Annotated in this window: 18 protein-coding genes; 6 read left to right on the forward strand and 12 right to left on the reverse strand. The window is 52.8% G+C overall.

Annotation, left to right across the window (positions count from 1 at the left end):
* Positions 1-449: 449 nt before the first annotated feature.
* Complete coding sequence (locus FD25_RS04175; protein ID WP_057801632.1) at positions 450-995, forward strand: MarR family winged helix-turn-helix transcriptional regulator; 546 nt, start codon at positions 450-452, stop codon at positions 993-995.
* 273 nt (positions 996-1,268) lie between these two features.
* On the opposite strand, the gene FD25_RS04180 is transcribed toward FD25_RS04175, so the two are convergent.
* The 4 genes from FD25_RS04180 to FD25_RS04195 all read right to left on the reverse strand — a co-directional run bounded on the left by FD25_RS04180 (position 1,269) and on the right by FD25_RS04195 (position 4,389).
* Positions 1,269-1,814, reverse strand: a complete 546-nt coding sequence (locus tag FD25_RS04180) for a TetR/AcrR family transcriptional regulator (RefSeq protein ID WP_057801634.1) — start codon at positions 1,812-1,814, stop codon at positions 1,269-1,271.
* 14 nt (positions 1,815-1,828) lie between these two features.
* On the reverse strand, positions 1,829-2,251 hold the full coding sequence (locus FD25_RS04185; protein WP_057801636.1) for an SDR family NAD(P)-dependent oxidoreductase: 423 nt from the start codon (positions 2,249-2,251) through the stop codon (positions 1,829-1,831).
* 265 nt (positions 2,252-2,516) lie between these two features.
* Entirely contained in the window at positions 2,517-3,836 is a 1,320-nt protein-coding gene (locus FD25_RS04190; RefSeq protein WP_057801638.1) for an MFS transporter, read from the reverse strand.
* Between the two features lie 31 nt (positions 3,837-3,867).
* On the reverse strand, positions 3,868-4,389 hold the full coding sequence (locus FD25_RS04195) for a DUF1440 domain-containing protein (protein ID WP_057801641.1): 522 nt from the start codon (positions 4,387-4,389) through the stop codon (positions 3,868-3,870).
* 334 nt (positions 4,390-4,723) lie between these two features.
* On the opposite strand from FD25_RS04195, the gene FD25_RS04200 reads away from it, so the two are divergent.
* A complete protein-coding gene (locus FD25_RS04200; RefSeq protein ID WP_057801643.1) occupies positions 4,724-5,041 on the forward strand; it encodes a hypothetical protein in 318 nt (105 codons plus the stop codon).
* A gap of 80 nt (positions 5,042-5,121) precedes the next feature.
* On the forward strand, positions 5,122-7,389 hold the full coding sequence (locus FD25_RS04205; RefSeq protein WP_057801645.1) for an ATP-binding cassette domain-containing protein: 2,268 nt from the start codon (positions 5,122-5,124) through the stop codon (positions 7,387-7,389).
* 49 nt (positions 7,390-7,438) lie between these two features.
* Here the strand turns inward: FD25_RS04205 and FD25_RS04210 are convergent, their stop codons facing one another.
* Positions 7,439-8,083: a nitroreductase gene (locus tag FD25_RS04210; RefSeq protein ID WP_057801648.1), complete on the reverse strand. Its 645-nt coding sequence runs from the start codon at positions 8,081-8,083 to the stop codon at positions 7,439-7,441.
* A 177-nt stretch (positions 8,084-8,260) separates the two neighbouring features.
* Between FD25_RS04210 and FD25_RS04215 the strand changes: the two genes are divergently transcribed.
* Positions 8,261-9,793, forward strand: coding sequence for a hypothetical protein (locus FD25_RS04215; protein WP_057801650.1), 1,533 nt, complete (start codon positions 8,261-8,263; stop codon positions 9,791-9,793).
* A 215-nt stretch (positions 9,794-10,008) separates the two neighbouring features.
* Positions 10,009-11,751, forward strand: coding sequence for a phosphatase PAP2 family protein (locus FD25_RS04220; RefSeq protein WP_057801652.1), 1,743 nt, complete (start codon positions 10,009-10,011; stop codon positions 11,749-11,751).
* Positions 11,752-11,835: 84 nt separating this feature from the next.
* Here the strand turns inward: FD25_RS04220 and FD25_RS04225 are convergent, their stop codons facing one another.
* From FD25_RS04225 to FD25_RS04245, 5 genes are all read right to left on the reverse strand, one after another.
* The gene (locus tag FD25_RS04225; protein WP_057801654.1) at positions 11,836-13,161 is read right to left on the reverse strand and encodes a hypothetical protein; all 1,326 of its coding nucleotides are present in this window, start codon (positions 13,159-13,161) and stop codon (positions 11,836-11,838) included.
* A 133-nt stretch (positions 13,162-13,294) separates the two neighbouring features.
* Entirely contained in the window at positions 13,295-13,957 is a 663-nt protein-coding gene (locus FD25_RS04230; RefSeq protein ID WP_057731573.1) for an ABC transporter permease, read from the reverse strand.
* Position 13,958: 1 nt separating this feature from the next.
* Positions 13,959-14,888 (reverse strand): osmoprotectant ABC transporter substrate-binding protein, encoded by a 930-nt coding sequence (locus tag FD25_RS04235; protein ID WP_057801655.1) that lies wholly within the window; start codon positions 14,886-14,888, stop codon positions 13,959-13,961.
* Between the two features lie 13 nt (positions 14,889-14,901).
* Positions 14,902-15,528, reverse strand: coding sequence for an ABC transporter permease (locus FD25_RS04240; RefSeq protein WP_057801657.1), 627 nt, complete (start codon positions 15,526-15,528; stop codon positions 14,902-14,904).
* Between the two features lie 2 nt (positions 15,529-15,530).
* The gene (locus FD25_RS04245) at positions 15,531-16,730 is read right to left on the reverse strand and encodes a betaine/proline/choline family ABC transporter ATP-binding protein (RefSeq protein WP_057801659.1); all 1,200 of its coding nucleotides are present in this window, start codon (positions 16,728-16,730) and stop codon (positions 15,531-15,533) included.
* A gap of 567 nt (positions 16,731-17,297) precedes the next feature.
* Here FD25_RS04245 and FD25_RS04250 point away from each other — a divergent pair.
* On the forward strand, positions 17,298-17,756 hold the full coding sequence (locus FD25_RS04250; RefSeq protein ID WP_057801662.1) for a Rossmann-fold NAD(P)-binding domain-containing protein: 459 nt from the start codon (positions 17,298-17,300) through the stop codon (positions 17,754-17,756).
* 40 nt (positions 17,757-17,796) lie between these two features.
* Here FD25_RS04250 and FD25_RS04255 read toward each other — a convergent pair whose 3' ends face one another.
* Both FD25_RS04255 and FD25_RS04260 read right to left on the reverse strand, forming a co-directional pair.
* Entirely contained in the window at positions 17,797-19,026 is a 1,230-nt protein-coding gene (locus tag FD25_RS04255) for an MFS transporter (protein ID WP_057801664.1), read from the reverse strand.
* A 201-nt stretch (positions 19,027-19,227) separates the two neighbouring features.
* Positions 19,228-20,466: an MFS transporter gene (locus FD25_RS04260; protein WP_057801666.1), complete on the reverse strand. Its 1,239-nt coding sequence runs from the start codon at positions 20,464-20,466 to the stop codon at positions 19,228-19,230.
* Positions 20,467-20,612: the final 146 nt, after the last annotated feature.

Below are 20,612 nucleotides of genomic sequence, written 5' to 3' on the forward strand. Positions count from 1 at the left end.
ATTGGTGTAATTGAACCTGGCTAATCTGCATGAGCGGTAACTGACAGGAACGCCCTGCCCGGAGACCAAGATAGACGGTCTTAGGGGTGAGAAAATCCACAGTTCCCGTGTATATTGTGCCATTAAATATGAGTGAGGTTACTTGGTTATTTTGGTATGCCGTTTGGAGTAATGCTCGCATTTGCTGATAAAGTTGCATTGGATCCGTCACGTCCTTGGTTACAAGATTAACGTCTATTATAGAACATATGTTCTGGACAGGAAACCATTTATTTTGCATCTTAGGGGATAAGCTAGTTCACAGATTAACTGTCCGTTAGTTGATATATACTTAGCCACATGGATCATCGGCGTGAGGTGACAACAGCAATCCGCAACACCACTGGGGTGGCGCGTAGGACCAGTAACGGCGACGGGTAGAAGCTATTAGAAGGAGTAATGGAAAGATAATGACTGAAACGACGAACGAGGCATTAACTGAAGAACAACTGAAGCAGGAGTTTGACGACCTGTACATGCATATTTTCAAGTATATTGGTGATTTTGTGTCCATTCCAACGCAGAAGTATAACCTGACGTTTGAGGCTTACATGGTGATGGAAAACGTCGCTCGTAGCAAGAACGGCCAAACCTTAGTGGAATTGGCTAAACTTGAAGGTGTCTCCAAGAGTGCCATTGCCCGGCAGGTTAACGTTTTGCTGAAGGAAAACTACGTGATGCAAAAGGTTGACCCTAACGACCGGCGGGGGAAGTACATCACGTTGACGGCGGCGGGAAGCCGGGTTCAACGGAACTTAGCTCAGGCCACGGCGGAACGCTTCCACCGCTGGTTAGGTTTCTTCGGTCGTGACGAAGCGGAACACTTCATTGACGTGCTCCACAAGGCCAATGAACGGGCGATTGCCGCCGGTTTCGTTGGGTTCGATAGTTTACATGACAAACGGCGGAATTCGAACCGCAACAGCGAAAATCACGGTCGTTTGGGTAACCTTTAAAGTTAAATTGGCTTGTAACCTCAGTTCTTCAGGTGGACTGGGGTTTTTTTGCATCATCAATCCCTAACGGTTTGGTTGTTGACCGAACAAACTAAATGACAAAACAAAATGATCGTTTCACGTCTAAAGGGACCTCACAACTTTTCGTGAGGTCCCTTTAGGCGTTGATGTTATGGGTGAAGTCAGTAGCTCAATCATCGCCAAAATAGTGATGACCGCCGTTGGATAATCCAGCTGATGGGGGGATTAGCGATGAACTAGGTTCCGTGAAAGCTAGAACGTTTGGAGCTGGTGGGCCAGGGTTTGATCAAAGTTGGCCAGATCTTGCGTACTGCGGGTGAGCAATTGTGCCCCCTGCAAAGTCGTGAAGAAGGCCTGTGCCTGGGTCGCTGCTGCGGAGATTTGATGGGCCTGAAGTTGGGCCGTTAACCAGGTGACGTTGTCGCGAAAGAAGCCATTGACCTTGGTGCGAATGGTGGGAGAAGTGGCCGGGGTTTCGAGAGCGAGCATGGAACACAAACAAATCTTTTGATGATCGACCAAGTTACGACGGTACAGTTGGGCGTACGCCGTTAAGAGGTCCGGCAGTGGGGGTGTCAGATCTAGAGCGTGCAGATCGGTCATAAAGTGCTGAATGTAAGCGTCCAAAACGCCCTCGACCAGCGATAACTTATTAGGGAAATAATAATAGATGCTGGCCTTGCGGATGTTGACGGCCTGGGCCACGTCGGCGAAGCTAAAGCCGGTAACCCCACGTTGTTGAATCAAGGCTTGACTAACGGTTAGAATTTCTGTTTCAGTTTGCCGTTTTTGCGGCATGCAATCACCTCATTTTAGGTTAGCGCAGACGAGATGTGGCCCCATCGTTGACCGGTAATCCAGCTAGCACGTTCGCTGGCCAAAAAGAGAATGGCTTGTGCGATATCTGCCAGTTGGCCGTTACGGTTCAGGGGGTGAAAGTCGTGAAAGGAAGCCGAGACTTTAGGCACTTCATCGTCCGCTAAGAAATTATTGTAGATGGGTGCCCCGACGACGGCCGAGGCCACCGCGTTGACCCGAATATGGTCCGCTGCAAATTCAACGGCCAAATTCTTAGTCAACGTGTGACGCCCCGCCATTGCTACGGAGTAGACGGCAGAAGACGTTGCTTCGACCGGGGTTAACGCCCAAATGGATTCTGTGTTAATGATAGCACCCTTGCCCCGCTTTTTCATGACCGGAATGGCGGCTTGGGACGCAAAAAACGTGCCCTGCACAATCGGGTCTAGGTAGGATCAATGGTCTGGGCAGTTGTCTGTAATTTGGCTTCGTGGCGCCCTGAACGTAGAAAAGTTCGGTGGTCTTACGTCGATACCACTGCCATCACCCGTTTATTGAGAAAATTCCATGAGAGATAACCTCGCCTTCAATAATTTTGTTCACGTTTAGTCTGTCTACTGGTAGGTAAAACGCCAAGCCGACAATACTATTACGGGGGAAACCAAACAAAAAGCCCACAATCGTGCGGACTGTGAGCTTAGTTCACTTAGATTGTAGGGCGGTTTGAATCCGTTGTTCGTCGTAAAACCAGAGAATGACCAACATGAGGGCGTACAAGACTAACGGTAACCACGCGTAGTTGAGAATAATCATGTGTTGCGTGGCAAGGTTTTGGGACCGGTTAGCAACGTAGCCGGAAAGGTGAAGGAGTTCGGCGGTGACCAGACCACCGACCCCTAGGCCAACGTTGACCCCAAAGTCATCGGTCGATGCTAGAATTCCTTCAGCCTGAATACCAAGCGCAGCCCCGTAGCGAATGGTGTCGGCAATCATGATGGACACTAACCCAATGATTAACCCGTTGCCAATCGCATTGACGAACGTTCCGCCAAAGATTAGACCGAGTCGGTTGACCGTGACCCCTAAGGAAAGGATGGCTTGGCCAATCAGGGCTAAAACGATGCCGCTCAACATGGTCCGTTTCTTGCCCCAGTGACTGGCGGCTCGAATGATCAGTACAACGCCGATGAGGGCCGCGAAGGTAAAACTATTGGCCCAAGGGACCAGATTCTCGTTGTGTTGAAGGTACTTAAAGTAGTAGATGGTGGTTTGATTTTTGATGGCCGTGGTTAACCAGTATAAGAGAATCACCACGGAAATGACCAACCACGGTTGATTTCGACGTAGCATGGCCCCCACGGCCCGCCAGGACTGGTGGGCGTGTTCGGGATTGCTGAACCGTTCACGAACCTGGAAGAAGGCGTTCCAAATCAGGATTAACGAAATCCCCCCAAAGACGGCGATGGTTAGTAAAAAGCCCCGTTGCTGGTTGCCGTGGCCAAAGTAGGCCACCAACGGCAGCGTAAAAATGGCAACGATAATTTGAACCGCGCTCCCGCCAAACTGCCGAATAACGCCTAACAGGGTCAATTCTCGGTCATTTTGACTAAGCGTGGGGAGAATCGACGTAATGGGAAGGTTAACGGCCGTGTAGAAGAAGCCCAAGCCCAAGTAAGTCACATAGGCCCAAATTAATTTGCCGGTAGCCCCGAACGGTGGGGTGACGAAAGTTAAAACCGCAAAGGCAACGTAAGGTAAGGCGTACCACAGGAAGAATGGTCGACTCTTGCCCCAGCGCGAGTGGGTGTGGTCGATCATGATCCCAATCACTAAACTTTCGACCACGTCGGCTAACCGGGCGACGATGAAGAGAATGGCAGCGCTACTGGCAGAGAGCCCGTAAACGTCGGTGTAAAAGAACAACAGATAGGTGGTCATCATTTGAAAGACCAGATTATCCGCAGCATCGCTCATACCGTAGCTAATCCGTTCCGGCCACTTGGTCTGCCAAGGTGCTTGCATGCAACTCCCCCTTTATAAAAGAAGCTAAATTTTATCGATGATGACTTTGGGCGACTAAGCGTTGGTAGACTTCCGCGCCCACCAAGTCGTTAGTGACCATCCAAATCACGTGACCTAAAGCTTCGGAGACGTGTTCACTGGCGGGTTGATCCTTGGCGGCCGGGACGGTCCCCATGGCCGGCATGATGCCGAGATGAAAGGCCACCCAGATAGCTAGGCCGAACCAGGTGCCGGCGTCTTTTTTAATGAATGGTAATTTTTCGCCGATGATTTGGTACAGGACGGCAAAGGTCGTCGAGAACCCAAAATGAATCACGTAACTGACCCAGGGAAGGGTGTGGCCAGAATAGTGGTAAGTGGCGTGAGTGACCTTAGCGGGGACCCCAAATTGTTGTAACAACGTCTGGGGTGGATTCGTGGCGTCTCGTTCCTCAGTTCGGGGTGGGAGGACGTTTTCCCAGCCGAGTTTGACTAGCCCGGAAACCAGCCCCGCGGCGCCACCAGCGAGGATGGCGGCGGATAAATTGAGTGAATGATGGTTAAAGATTGGCATACATAAAAACTCCCTTCAATCAAACTAATTTGAGTATAAGCGTTTTAGCGGTGGGGTTGCCAGATTTTGCTTGTTAGACGACTAACGAATTGGTCTCCTGTACGCCCAGCCCGAGAGGCGACAGGTACTGAAAGTATAGGGGTAGTCCGCGTTGTTCCCAGTCGGCGTCGGGGCCCACTGGAACAACGTTGGTAATATGGTTTAAACAATTGAATAGATTAATCGGGGGCATCACTGTTCCTATTTATCAGAAACGGCCAACAAGTTTTATTAAATTATTAATTAAGGGAAGGTGTAAAATGCTAAACTGGTAATTATCGAGGAGGAAACACACATGAAAAAATGGGGAACGCGGCTAGGCTTGTTATTGCTAGCCATTGTAGCGGCGTACGTGTTATGTACACCGGAGGGGAGTATTCGTTTGACGTTACTTTACCGGTTTCGGGGAAGTCAGCCCGTGCGAACGGCGCTCCACGCTAAAATTTGGCGTAAAGCGGTCACTAAACCCGGCTTATTGGTGGCAAAGTATAAGTATCGTTCCAACGATTTGTACAATGCGCGGCGGCCGGAATTTGTGGCTCACTACCGGGTTCACCGCTACGGGATGATTTACGTCAGTCGTGCGTTAAGCAACAATCCTAAGGCCCGCTAAGTCGTCAACAGGACAATCTATTTTAGCCCGTGCTACACTGAATTGGTAATGTTTTTCGGGAGCACGGAGAGGAGATTGTCATGGTAACTCAAGAATTTGAACGCGGATTTATCGACGTCCAGGACGCCACGCAGAATAATTTACAACACGTGAATTTACGGATTCCGAAGTACCGCACGACGGTATTCGTGGGACTATCGGGATCGGGGAAGTCGTCGCTCGTGTTCGACACGATTGCGGCGGCTTCGCGGCGAGAACTCAACGAAACGTTTCCGAGTTTTACGCAACAATACCTACCTAAATACGGCCAACCGCACGTTGCGAACATCGACCACTTACCCGTGGCGATTGTGATTGCACAACAGCGGTTAGGCAAAAATGCCCGGTCGACGCTTGCCACGTACACCGGGATTTATTCGTTGCTACGATTATTATTTTCCCGGATCGGTCAGCCGTTTATCGGGTACTCCGATACCTTTTCGTTCAACCTGCCACAGGGAATGTGCCCGGCCTGTCAGGGCCTGGGCTACGTCGACGATATTGATGAAAGTCAATTGATTGATCCCGACAAGTCCCTGAACCAAGGAGCAATTACCTTTGTCAGTTTTGCCCCAGACACCTGGCGTTGGCGGCGATACGCAACGAGTGGCTTGTTTGACGATGACAAGCCGATTAAGGATTACACGCCAGCGGAATACGAATTGCTGATGCACGCACCGCAACAGAAACTCGCCCATCCCGGTGAGGGGTTTCCGCGTACCGCGCTCTACGAGGGACTGGTGCCGCGGATTCGGCGGTCAATTATTGGTAAACGGGAGGCGGCACACCATCGGGAGGCCATTGCGGCCATCGTGACGCGCAAGCCGTGCCCGGTCTGTCACGGCACTCGGTTGCGACCAGAGGTGTTGACCAACCACATCAACGGGCAAAACATCGCGGAAGTGGCGGCCATGGATTTGAATCACGTGCTGACCTTCTTAAAGGCCATCACCGTGCCGTTAGCGACCGATGTGGTCCGGGAGTTGACCACCAAGATTCAGTCGTTGGTCGATATTGGGTTGGGGTACCTGACCCTTGATCGCGGCACCAGCTCGTTATCGGGTGGGGAAGCCCAACGCATTAAGATCGCCAAGTACCTGACCAGTGCGTTGGTCGATATGGTCTACATCTTAGATGAACCCAGTGTGGGCTTACACCCACACGATATTCAGTTGATTAAACAAGCGTTAACCCGGTTAAAGGAAAAGGGCAACACGATTCTGGTGGTCGAGCATAACCCGGCCATGTTTTCGCTGGCCGATTATGTCGTGGAGATGGGACCGCAGGCCGGTCAGGGCGGGGGTCGGGTGACCTTTACCGGCACCTACCCGGAATTACTGGCGTCGGACACGTTGACCGGAAAATGGTTGCGGCGACCACACACCTGGGGCCCGGAACGACCGGCTAAGGGGCACCTAGTCCTGAACCACGTCACGGAGAATAACTTACGGGACGTTTCCGTGAAGATCCCGTTGGGTGTGATGAGCGTTATTTCGGGAGTGGCTGGATCTGGTAAGAGTTCATTGGTGACTGCCATTAAGCAGCAGTTAACGACCGATTACATTGATCTGGCCCAAACACCAGTGGGGATTAATATTCGCTCGACGCCGGCCACCTATCTGGGCATCTTAGATGATGTGCGGCAATTGTTTGGCAAGGCTAACGGCGTTGCGGCCGGTTGGTTTAGTTATAATGGCAAGGGGGCTTGTCCGCGGTGTAAGGGTAAGGGCGTGACCATCACCAACATGGCCTTTATGGATCCGGTGGTGCAGGTCTGCGAACGCTGCCACGGGCAACGCTATAGCCCAGAGGCCCTACAGTATCATTATCATGGCAAAACGATTGCCGAGGTACTCCAACTTTCGGTGACGGCGGCGAGTGCCTTCTTTGCTGACACCCCCAAGGTGGCCACGAAGCTAGCCAACTTGGACCGCGTGGGGTTAGGTTATCTGACGTTGATCCAACCGTTGACCACCCTGTCCGGTGGGAAACTGCAACGGCTAAAATTAGCGGTTGAATTAGGCAAACAGGGAACGGTTTATCTGTTGGACGAACCCACGGCCGGGTTACATTTACAGGATACCGAACGCTTGCTCAAGTTATTTAACGAGCTAGTGGCGGCCGGCAACTCGCTGATTATCATCGAACACAATTTGGCGGTGATCAGTCAGGCCGACTGGTTGATCGACGTGGGGCCCGACGCCGGGCGTTACGGTGGTCAGATCCAGTATAGCGGCGTGCCGCGTCAAGCGGTGACCGTTCCGACCTCGCGCACCGGGGTCGCGTTAAACCAGTGGATTTCAGAGTAAGTTAAAACGTGAGACCACATGCCGTTAGGGGCTGTGGGCCTCACGTTTTTTAGTCTTTAATGGTTAAAATTTGGTGGGTGTCGGTGCGACCGGCGGGGTAATCGTTAAGCCGATCGGCCTGCCGGTGGCCTAGGGCGATGCCCATGACCAATAATTGGTCGGCCGGGAGTTCGGTGAACTGACGGACAATGTCAGGATACTTCACCAGCTCGTAGGCCGGCATTGAGTCTACGCCGTAGTCGGCGGCCGCTAACATTAGTGTCTGACCAAAAGCGCCCAGATCGTAAACGGACCAAACCGGTGAGCCCTGGGGAATGGTCAGATAGACCAGGACGGGCGCGTTAAATAAAGTGGCTTGGCTGGCGTCCAAGTGGTCGGCCTGCGCGCCCAAAAAGTGGTGAATCCCGGTTGACCACTCCTGGGTATTATGCCGGGAAGCGGCTGGCCAGACGGGATTAGTGGGGGCTAGTTCGGCGTTCCCCGTGACGCCAGCTTGGGCCCGTTTTTGATGAGCGGCTTTGATTCGGACCAAGGTGTCCCCGGTGGCAATGGTCACCCGCCATGGTTGCGAATCCCCCCAGGACGGGGCTTGTTGAGCCGCCGCCACGATGGAGTGCAAGGTGTTAACGCTGATGGGATCGGCGTTAAAGTGGCGGATTGCCCGCCGATGTTGTAAAACTTTAGCAAATTCCATGTTTAAGTCTCCTCCTCAATGATTCTGACTATTAAACAGTTTATAGTTTACGAGTCGGGTCGACTGAATGCAATAACTTTGTGTAACCATCACTTAAAAATAATAAGAAACGTATGTTCTTTTTGCGGTTGAACTATGCTATGCTTAGAACATTCTGCCACGAAAGGACGTTATCGGATGGCCCCCACAATTTTGACCCCCGCTGAAAACCGCTTCTTACAATTAAGTTATCCCGCGCTATCGTTGCCGGAGTTGACGCGCTTGATGCCACGGCTTCGAGAGCATCCGACCGTTAAAACGACCAGTGATTTTTTGACGCGGGGCGCCAAGCAGGACCTAACGGCTAACCGGATAGAGTGGTTAGTGGCGGCCAGTGCCGCCTGGAAATTGCTGGCCCGCTTACCATATAAGATTAATACCAGTGAGCAACGGCGGGATTGGCGGCACTGTGCGTTGTGCCACTTACCAGTGCGTTACGAATATCACGTCGTTTTGCGCTTGAACGGTCGTGAGATTGTGGTGGGGTCCGAGTGTGTTAAAAAGTTCATGAGTGACGAAATGCAGTACCTCATGACGATTACCACCGAAAATAATTTTCACGCGGTGGCCCAGTACGACACGTTAACGGCGAAGTATCCGCAGGTTCCGGATATCTTGTGGACGAAGGACGCCCTGCCCCATTTATCACAGCCGCAACGTCACGAGCAAACCCGGGTCCGGCGGGGAACGCAGGCGACCGTAACGGGGTATTTGAAACGACGCACGACGGTCTTACCAGAGCCCCAATTAGCGCCGGATTTACAAGCCTATACGCGGTTACAAAAGCTAGATCGTGCGGCGCAACAAAGGCAGCTTGCTCGGCAACAAACCCAGGTCGCTCAAACCCAACGGGCTACCGAACAGGCACAACAGCGGGCTTGGCAGGTGGCAACTCAAACTAAGGAAACGGCGCAATTGCAATTGCGGCAGTCGACCGAGTACCAGCGGTGGTTGGCGCAGGTGGCGGCGTTAATGGTGGAGCGCTTAACGTTGAGGGAGTTTAAAACGCAGCTGGCAACCCTTGACGTCCCCCAAGCCGTGACCCGCTTGGTTAACGCCTATCAGTTAGGGGTAATGGCGACTGAGTTTACGCGTCAGGGTCAAATTAAGGCCCAACGTTTACAGATTGTTCCACGTGATTTGGTGGCGGATCTGGATCAACGAACGCGCGCGTTGGCGGTCCAGCGGCAACGGGACTGGAACGATGACGTCTTCAACGCAACGTTAGGAAGTGACTTAACGCCGGTCCAACGGGTGAGCCGGTTGACAGCATTACAGCACATCTGGGAAGGACGGCAGATTCCGGCAGCAATTTACGAAGAATTGGCGCACTTTAAAGCGACCGTGACGCGCCCTGTCAGTGTGCCAGTTGATTGGCCGGAACCGTTACGCCGGGCCTTTCAACAACGCTTGGCGCGACAACCCGCAGATCAGTGGGTGCCCGCCAAGAAGAATCACGTGACCCCACAACAACTCCGACAATTGGGACGGCAGTCGGCGGATTGGCCAACCATCAAGACGGCTTTTCAACGGTTGTACGCGTTACCCGCTCCTGAAGAGGCCGTCACGTTGTCGGCGTTAGAACAGTATTATTTACGCCAACGGGATCGCCGCCGTCAGCAAGCCACGCAAACGCAACGGTTATTACAATCGTTATTAGAAGAAAAATGAGGTTAGCCGCGTTGATTACGACGCGGCTTTTTTGCGGCAATCCGGCAGTCGTGAGGGAGTTAAAACCGTGTAATATCAAAATAGTTGTGGGGACGTAAAGATTTGGTTGAGGACCTGTACAGACTCCGTAAAGTGCCCCAAATTAACGGCTAAAGCGGGTACACTAGTTTCAGGTTAGCGCGATAACCAAACGGAGTAGGGAGGAATTTGATACTATGATGATGCGTAAGAAACAACGGTTCGGTGCGGCATTAGCCACGGTACTGGTGTTGTTACCAATGATGACCCCGGTGGCTCAGGCCAAAGCAATCAATCCAGCCGACCAATTAATTGCCCCACACGAGGCTAGTTATGGCTTCTACGTGGATAGCTATAAAGCCAATACCAAGAAGAACACGACCCCTAGCACGAATCCGGCTTACGGGTTACTGAACAACTTCTCTAAGTATTGGTCACCTACTAAGGGACAATTGGATCCCGCTTTTCTGAACGAAAACACGGCGATTGCGGCCAAGATTACCCAGAATCGGACTAGCGCCGAGGTCACCCGGTCATTCTTGACGGACCGGCGCTCGTTGTCCTACAGCATAATTTCTGGCTTGGGCCCGTTCGCTAACGCGTTCATCAAGAATGCCAATGCACAGACCGACTACACGACCGTTCCCACGGAACCCCAACCAGCCACGACCCCTTATTCGAAGGTTAAGTGGGCCGACCCAACTTCCAAGTTAGGGGACATGGTTAAGCTAGTGGAACTCACACGGGGCTCTTACGGCAGTACCGGGGTACCGAAAAATACCTTCAAGTACAAGCGGCCATATAAGCTGAGTAAGGACGTCTTACCCAACCCTTACCTAGTTAACGTGATGGCGGCCTCCCCGAAGGATGGTGACTTCGACTTCCCAAGTGGTCACACGACGGCCGGATTTGAAACCGGGGAAATGTTAGCTTACGCCTTCCCAGAACGATTCCAAGAACTGGTTACTCGTTCGTCGGAAATGGGCTATGACCGAATCTTAGCCGGACGGCACTCTCCATTAGCCGTCATGGGTGGTCGGATGTTTGGGACGGCGGTGACGGCCAGTGTGCTGAACGATCCCGCTAACCAAGAAACGATGAAGAAGGCGTATCAAGAAGCCCATTCTAACTTGTTACAAAGTAGTCCGTTGGTTAACGCGCAAGACGACTATAGTAATTACCAAGAAAACCAAAAGAATTACCGTTACCGCATGACTTACGGGTTACCACAAGACGGCGATCCCAACCAAGCCATGCGCGTCCCTAAGGGCGCCGAAGTGCTCTTAGCAACGCGGTTACCTTATCTAAGCGCCAACCAACGGCGGGCCGTTTTAGCAACGACGGGGCTGTCTTCTGGGTACCATCTGTTGGACGATGCCGAAGGGTGGGGGCGTTTAGACCTCTTCTCCGCTGCTAACGGTTACGGTCAACTTTGGGACACCACCAAGGTGAACATGGACGCCGATAAGGGGAGCTTTAACGCGCACGATACTTGGCGCAACAACATCGGCGGGACGGGCCAACTGGTCAAGCAAGGTTCCGGTGACCTTTCCCTGAACGGCAACAACACCTTCAAGGGTGGAATTCAAGTTACGAAGGGTCAATTAGACCTGAACTCGACGAACGCTGCGGGTCAAGGGGACGTTACCGTTAAGGGCGGGACTTTGACCACCAACACGGCCGCTAAGTTGCAAAAGGGTTACCAACAAAGTAAGCGCGGGACGTTGGCTTTGACGGTGACGAAGGCCACGGCCATGAAGATTCACGGCCAAGCTAAGTTAGCGGGAACGCTGACCGTGACCAACGCTAAGAGCTTGAAGTCCCACCAAGTGCTCTTGAAGTTTGGGAGCGTTAAAGGGAAGTTCGCTCACGTGAAGGGCTTGCCACAAGGCTGGCACGTGAAGTACCACACCCACAGTTTAGAGTTAGTCCGGGGCTAAGCCCAAGGTTACTAAGCGTTATTAAAAAGCGTTCCGCCAACGACCGGTGAGTCGGTGGCGGAACGCTTTTTGGTGGGTGGTGAATTAAGCGCGGTGGGAGCGGAGATTGGCAACGGAAAGGGCCAACGACGTGAGGACGAGAGGCCAGTTGACCGCCCAAGTGTAGAGAAACCAGTTGGTAGCATCCGTGGGCTTGAAGAAGCTGAGAATTGGGACTTGTCCCAACCAGCCAACCAGGGCCAACAGACCGAACAGGCAAAGCTGACAAATCAGTCCACCGGCAGTGGAGAAGCGGTATTTATCGATGATGGCCGTATCGTCGTCCACCACCTGGGACTCGTACAGGTCGTGGTTGATGGTGGGGTTGTCATACCCGATGTATAACGCCATGAGCAATAATCCCAGCAGGTACGGGTATTTCCAAGGAATCAAGACGAGTAAGTGGCCCAGAATGAGGAGGGCGCCACTGAGACGTTGTTTCCGGGCGGGATCGTGGTGGGCCAACGCGTTGATGATGCCGGCACCACCTTCGAACCCAATCAGGTAAACCACGAAAATCAGGTACATCCCCAGCTTGCCCCAGTAGAAGTAAGCCATGAAACTACTAAAGAGCAACACGAAGCTGAGCAGAAATCCCCGGTTCAACAACCGTAGTTTAAATTCCCGTAGTTTGCGCCGATCGGCATAGAGTTCAATCAACGCAATCACCAAGGCCACCAAGATAATCCCGAGGGTCAGCCAGGCGGGTAACGCCAGATTAGCTTTCCGTAACGTGGTCAAAACGGCGATGGCGGCAAAGAAGACCACCGATAACCACCAGCGCCAGAATTGTTTGAGGCCGTGGCGCTGGTTGGGTTGGCCCCGGTAGAAGTCGTGGGTGAACTCGTTGAGGAGTAGCCCACCTGGTAACGCGGCTAAGTTGAGGACCGCCAATAACGCGAAAGTCAACGAGAAACTGAGTTTAAGCACGAAGTCTAGTTCCAGCAAGACGATGAGACCCAGGAAGACTAACCAGTACACGCGTTTCATCTTAAATGACGTGGTGTGGGCCAGGTGAAGCTTAACGGTCAAGAAGTACGGCCAGATGGTGGCCGCACTGTACCCCCACAGGATACTCCCGAAAATCAGCCACCCTAGCGACTGGGTCAGCGCGAAGGGGAGACTCCCCAGGGCCCCGAAGACCAACGTGAGAATCAGGTAGGTGCTCGAACGCAGGTTGAAGCGCTTGGTGTAGAAGATGCTGGCGGCTCGGGAGATGTAGACGGTCACCAGGGCGATCAGGTAGGTGGTACTCTGTGTTTTCTGGTACTGAAATAAAATCAAAATGTAGGGCAACATGATCCCGGTGTTGGCTAAAAAGTTTAGGGTCCCCACCGAAAAATCAATGCCCGTTTGTTTGAGGCGTTTCACGGCCACAGCCTCCTTTAGGCAAGTTCAGATATAGCTTAAGTATAGCAAGTCCACTCGCTAAACGCTTAGCGGGGGGCTTATAAATTTTTTCGCAAAAAAACACGTCGCTAACGAATAAGCGACGTGTTTTACCCTAAGCCTCCGAGGAAGTTTTAGGCGTTAAGCGTTTTTCAACAAAGGATAGGACCACGTCGGTGATGATGGCCATCAACGCGGTGGGTAAGGCCCCAGCGAGGATAATGGCCCCACCGTTCGTGGCGTTAGTCCCCCGGACGATGATGTCACCCAGGCCACCGGACCCAATGAACGACCCAATCACGGTGATTCCAATTCCTAAGACCAGGGCGTTGCGAATTCCGGCGATAATCACGGATAATGACAGGGGAATCCGAATCGTGGTCATGATTTGTAGGCGCGTCATGCCCATTCCCTTCCCGGCATCCAGGACGTCGGCGTCGACGCTCAACATTCCGGTGTAGGTGTTTTTAATGATGGGGAGCAGGGAGTAGAGGAAGACCGTGGCAATCACGGTGTTTTGGCCTAAACCCAAACCCAGCATTAAGATCGATAACATCGCGAGTGAGGGGATGGTCTGAATCACGTTGGCAATCCCGATAATGACCGGGGAAAGTCGCCGGTGTTGTGACACCCAGATCCCAATCGGAATCCCCACGATGGCCCCGAAGAGGACCCCGTAGATGGAGACCAGAAAAGTTTGGTTAAATTGACTGAGCACGTACATCCCGTTATGGGTGAAGTAGTAAATCAGTTGGCTCCAAAGTCCCATGTCTTTCATCTTATTGCCCCCCTTCGAAATAGTGATGATCTTTCAAGAATTGTTTGGCGACGGTTTGGGGTTCCTGGAGTTCGTCATCGACCTGGTAATTCAACGTTTGCATGGTCTTTAACGAAATCTTGCCGGACAACCGGTTCAAGACGCCTCGGAGTTCGGGGTGTTGCTTGAGGATCTTATTGGTGGTCACGGCACTAGCGTTGTACGGCGGGAAGAAGTTCCTATCGTCCTTGAGCAGTTTTAAGTGGTAACTGGCGACCCGCCCGTCGGTGGAGTAACCTAAAACGGCATCCATCTTGTTGGCGGCTAACGCGTCGTAGAGTAATCCGGTCTGCATGGGTTTAACCGTTCCAAAGCTGTAGCCGTAAGTCTTCTGGAAGGCCGGGTAACCGTCACCCTGCCGGTTCTGCCAGATTTGGTCGATTCCGACCGTCATCTTGGGTGCCAGCTTCTGTAAGTCGCTGACGGTCTTTAGGTGGTATTTTTTAGCGTAAGCCGGTTTGACCATCCACGCGTAGGTGTCGGCGAACCCGTAAGTCTTGAAGTAGGTCATCTGGTAACGGTCCTGGAAATCTTTGGTGACCGTGGAAACGACCTTTTGCGGGTCCCGCTCGAACTTTTCGTTCAGGATGGTGGTCAAATCGGTCCCGTAGAACCGGATCGAGGAAATGTCGGCGTTACCGTTCTTAAGGGCGTTAAAGCTGACGTTCCCGGATCCTAGGTTGTTAATAATGGACGTGTTTAAATTCGTGTAGTGTTCGATCATGCCCTGAATCACGTAGGCCATGATTTGTTGTTCGGTGGTGTTTTGTGCGGCGATGCGGACCGTATTTTTCCCGGATCCGCCCAAGCCGGGCAACGCACAACCGCCCAGTGGCAAGAGTAAAATGACGACCAGGAGTCCGGCCAGCCATTGACGTAACCATTTTTGCATAAAGACGGACCTCCTATTTAAGTTGTTTGGGGGTGACGGCGAACTCGACCTTACCTAACAGGTAGTCGACTAGTAAGGCCAACAAGATGACCGGAATCGATCCGCCTAAGATCAGGTCGGAACGGTAGAGGTTCAACCCGTTAAAGATAAAGTCACCGAGCCCCCCAGCGCCGATATAGGACGCCAGCGTCGCCCAGGCAATCACGTAGGTCGCTGACAGCCGAATCCCGGACATGATGACCGGGGCGGCCAGGGGGATTTCGGCCTGGAGCATCGATTGCCACCAGGTCATCCCCATGCCCTTAGCGGCGTCGCGAACGGTCGGGGAGACCCCCTGCATACCTAAGTAAGTGTTCCGGAGAATCGGTAATAGTGAGTAGATAAATAGCGCCACGATCGCGGGAGTGGAGCCAATCCCGAAGATGGGAATCATCATGGCCAGTAACGCCATGGCGGGGATGGTTTGTAACACCCCGGCGAGCGTAATCACCAGGTTGGCGCCGCGTTTCATCCGGGTCAGTAGGATTCCTAAGGGCACCGCAACGATCACCCCTAAGGCCAGCGCAAACGCTGAAATGTAGAGGTGTTGACCGGTCTTGGCGATGAGCTGAGTGCCGTAAGTCGCTAAGAAGTGCATCATGACTACGCGTCACCTCCCTCACGGGTGGCCGCCGCGTGAATGTCGGCGTTGATCGGGGAAGCGGGTTGTTCATCGGTGGCCGGAGCCCCCCGTAAGGCATCGTACACGATGTCGACCAGCGAGGTCCGGGTGACGATACCGACTAAGCGGTGGTCGTCGTCCACGACCGGCACGTTCTTTACGCCCAGCTTCAAGATCCGCTGGACGGTGTCCCCAATCAAGGCCTTGTCTTGAACGAAGAAGACTTTATGGTTCATCAATTGACTGACCGGCGTGGCCGTATCGGTGTTGCGGCTCACGTCGTCTAAGTCGATGTAACCAATCAATTTATCTTGATCATCGGTGACCAGCAGGGTATCGACTCGTTTTTCGTGCATTAAATCGATGGTGTCGGACAGCGTCTTGTCCGGTGAAATGGCGACCGGGTTCTTGCGCATGATTTGGTTGATGTTTAAGATGTTCGGTTGCGCTCTGATCAGGCGTTCTTCCCCAATCAGGTTAGTGACAAATTCGTTAGCCGGGTGCCGTAAGATGTTTTCTGGCGTGTCGACTTGGACCTGCTTACCCTGGCTCATGATGACCACGCGGGTCGCCAGATGTAAGGCTTCGTCCATGTCGTGGGTCACGAAGATGAAGGTCTTGCCCAGGTCTTCTTGTAAATGCTTGACCAGGTCCTGGAGCGATTCACGGGTGATCGGGTCCAGAGCACCGAAGGGTTCGTCCATTAGAATGATTTCCTGATCGGCGGCTAAGGCCCGCACGACCCCGATCCGTTGTTGTTGCCCTCCGGAAAGCTCGCCGGGATAACGCTGGAGCATTTCGTCGGGCAACTGAGCGAGTTCGATCATCTTGTGGGCTTGTTGGGCCCGCTTTTCCTTGGACCAGCCCAGTAATTTAGGGACCAGTTCGATGTTTTCTTGAATGGTCATATGGGGCATTAACCCGATGTTTTGAATCACGTAGCCGATGGAGCGGCGTAACTTGACCGGGTCCATCTTGGCGATGTCTTGGTCGTTGATCTTGATGGTTCCGGAGGTTTGACTGAGCATGCGGTTGATCATCCGCATGGTCGTGGTCTTTCCTGAGCCAGACGTGCCGATAAAGCAGATGAACTCGCCCTTACCAACTTCGAGGTTGAAGTCGTCGACGGCGATTTTACCGTTGGGATATTCCTTACGTAAGTGTTCCATTGAAAGTAGCATAAATTGGCCTCCTGAGTTGAATTTCCCCGCAGATTGGCCGGGGTATAAAAAGAACGATCGGTGGATCGGCTTCCGTCAAACGGTGGCCAGATGACCGGTCGTATTTGATTGTTCGTTGACAAGCTTAACTGGGTCTATTGTACATGACTAAGGAACGATTACCAAGAAAAGACAATTCCTGGTGTTGATAATTGGCAGGAATGAACGACCGTTGATGGGCGTCCTTAAGCCGATGAAAGGGTTTTGTGAAAAAAATTAAAACACCACCCTATAACCATAACAAAATTAAATGAGCTTTTAATAAGTAATGCCTTATAAAGTCGTGAGCAGCGAGTGAACACTCGCCGATAAATAAATTAAAAATGGGGTTGCCTTCGAGTGACTCGAACCTAGTATACTGGTGATTATTGTGATGAGTAGAGCCGCTTTAAGTGGGCCGGCATCCCTGATTTTAGAAAAGCTTAACCCCCAACTTGGGTTAGGTTAAGGCCATGCGGGTAGGATTTAACCCATTAAGTTCATGCTTCAGCGGCCTTTTCCATAACCTCCCCCGAAAGGAAGATTGGTATGCAACAGATTCTAGTCGTCGGCGCCCTAGACCGCGCCGCATTAACCTTAATTGATCACTTACGGCAGGCGGAGCACGTCGCTTTGACCGTATATTCACCTAGTCAAGTCACCTTACCGCAAGATGTTTTGGCGTTAACTGGCCAACCCCTAGACGAAGGTGGCCTGACCGCCGCCATGATCGGGCAGGACCGGGTCATTGCCTTGGTACCCACGATTGGCTTGACCCAGACCGTGCCCACGTTGATTACGGCGTCTCAGGCTGCGGGTTTGCCCCAACTTGTTTTGAGTCGGACGGACGACGTGGTGGAAATGCCCCGACAACTTCGCGCCGCGCGGCAGGCCCTGATGCAATCCCAGATCCCATTTGACTTTGTTGACGGGATGGGCGCCATCTTAGCCCTGACCGCCAACGCGGCCGTGGTCCCCCTAACCGAACCCATTAAAAAATCCGTTTGACCTGGAATTGTCCGGTCAAACGGATTTTTAGTGTGCGTGATTAAGCGGCTTGGGTGTGCCGTTGTCGAATTTCTGGGACTAGCCACCAGACCAATGCGAGGTTGATCAACATCAAGGCGGCCGTGGAAATAAAGACGGCGTTGTAGTTGAAGACCCCGGCGATCCAGCCCCCAATCAGGGAACCCAGCATGTTGCCGACGGCCTGGAAGGACTGGTTCCAACTAAAGACCGTGGAGGTGAGTTCAACTGGTGTGTTCTTAGTCAGCAAGGTCTGAATCTCGGGGTACAGGGCCCCGTCGGAGATCCCAATCATGAACCGTAAGAGCCCCAGCATCCAAACGCTGGTGACGAACCCTTGGGGCAGGTACATCAGCGTTGCGAAGATGTAGCCGAACAACAACACTCGTCCGGAGCCGTGCTGGTCGCCGTAGCGGCCCAGGCGGGGGGAGGCGATGATGTTAGAGATCCCGGGTAACGCCGCGATGATCCCGGCGACCACGGTAATTGGCCCGACGTTATGCATCAATTCCTTGACGTACAAACTGATAATGGGGGAAATCGAAATGTTCCCGAATTGGACGATCAACGTCGAGGAGAGCAGGACCAGAATCAATTTAGGCTTAGGGAAGGCGGCTAACGGATTGAGACTCCGCTCACCCTTGGGCTTGGGGGCTACCGGCTTGAACTTCTCTTGCACCATGCCCCAACTCATGAAGAAGGTAATCAGGAGTAAGAACCCGGTGATAAAGAAGGTCAGTCGAATGGTGAAGACTTGTGCCAAGACCCCACCCACGACTGGTCCCAACAACATCCCACTGGTTGGACCGGTCATCAAGGTGCTTAACGCCGCACCGCTGTGTTTCCGGGGTGTTTGGGAGGCGACTAACGCCTGGGCGTTAGAGATGTAGCCGGCGAAGACCCCTTGTAAGGCCCGTAGCGCGACCATCTGCCAAACACTAGTGGCAAAGCCCATCAAGGCCAGAGAAATCCCCATCCCGAGCGACGACCGTAACAACATGATCTTGCGGCCTTTCCGGTCGGCTAGGATGCCCCACAGCGGGGAGGCAATCGCGGAGACGAAGAAGTCGGCCGCGTAGACCAGCCCACTATACATGGTTACCTGAGCCTTGGTGTAGTCCCCTAAACTACTGATATATAACGATAAAAAGGGCATGATTTCGCTGAACGCCATGCCGGCGACAAAGGTACAGAACCACAGCACGTGCAAGTTTTTTTGCCACGGGCTGCGCGCCCTTTCAGCTTCATCCAAAGTGCGTCAACTCCTTATGATTAGATTGAAAATGAGCCTCACCCCGAGGGTGACGACCCATCCCGAAACGATTTATTCTATTAGACATCTCTACTAAAATACGCCCATAGCCCCGAAAAATCAATGATTTATGGCTAGTTGTATGCGCTCGCAATAATTAAATTTATTTAGAAACCGGTCCCATTTCCGGTGGACCGGTGGTTAATTCTTAGCCGTGGGGGTTGCGGGTGCTCGCCGAATCTGCGGGGCGCCCCACCAAATCAACGCGAGGTTGAGCAACATTAAGGCCGCCGTGGAGAAGAAGACGGCGTTGTAGTCGAAGATCCCGGCGATCCAGCCGCCAATTAACGCCCCCAGCATGTTACCGATCGATTGAAACGACTGGTTCCAGCTAAAGACGGTTGAGGTCAGGTCGTTAGGCGTGTTCTTGGTCAGTAGCGTTTGAATTTCGGGGAACAGGGCCCCGTCGGCAAACCCGACCATAAACCGTAGAATCCCCAGCATCCAGACGCCGGTCACCAGGCCTTGCGGGAGGTAAACGATGGCCGCGAAGATGTAGCCGAAAATCAGGACCTTCCCGGAACCGTGGCGGTCACCGTAGCGACCCAACCGTGGGGCGGCGAAGATGTTGGAGATTCCGGGCAGAGCCGCTAAAATTCCGGCGACCACGGTAATCGGGCCGACGTTATGCATCAGTTCCTTGACGTACAGACTGATGATCGGGGAGATCGAGGTGTTGCCGAACTGAACGATCATGGTCGACGACAACAGAATGAAGATCAGGCGGGAGCTGGTGAGGACCTTTAACGGATTATGGTCGTTGGCCGTGGTCGTACTTTTGGTAACGGGCACGAATTGTTCGCGCACGCAAAATAGACTTAAGAAAAAGGTGATGAGTAGGAGGGTCGCGGTCACGAAGAAGGTCACCCGAATGGAAAAGATTTGGGCTAAAACGCCGCCCAAAACGGGACCTAAGAGGTTGCCGCTGGTCCCGCCGGTCATCAGGGTACTGAGTGCGGCGCCGCTATGTTCCTGCGGAGCTTGTGAAGCAATCAAGGCTTGGGCGTTGGGAATGTAACCGGCAAAGACCCCCTGAAGTGAGCGTAAGGCGACCAGTTGCCAGACGTTGGTGGCCAGTCCCATGAGACCCATCGCCACGGCGATTCCCAGTGAGGTCCGCAATAACATCACCTTACGGCCGGTCCGGTCGGCCAGCATGCCCCAGAGTGGCGCGGCAATCGCGCCAACAAAGAAGTCGGCAGCGTAGACCAACCCGCTGTACATGGTCACTTGGGCCTTGGTGAAATCACCCATTCCGCTGACGTACAGCGACAGGAAGGGCATGATTTCGCTAAAGGCCATGCCCACAATAAAGGAGCAGAACCATAAAATATGTAAATTACGGCGCCACGGACCGTTCGCTTTGGTGGTTTCATCCACGTTAAAGACCCTCTTCACTAAAATGTTAACGGTAACATTATTTCTATTAAACGCCCAAGTTCTCCAAAGGTCAACGGGGGCGTCGGCAAAGGCGAACAACGACCGCCAGGGAATATTTAATATTCTATATGGTAAATCGCTTAATC

Origin of the sequence: Levilactobacillus acidifarinae DSM 19394 = JCM 15949 (assembly GCF_001434835.1) — a bacterium.
Classification (GTDB): Bacteria; Bacillota; Bacilli; order Lactobacillales; family Lactobacillaceae; genus Levilactobacillus; species Levilactobacillus acidifarinae.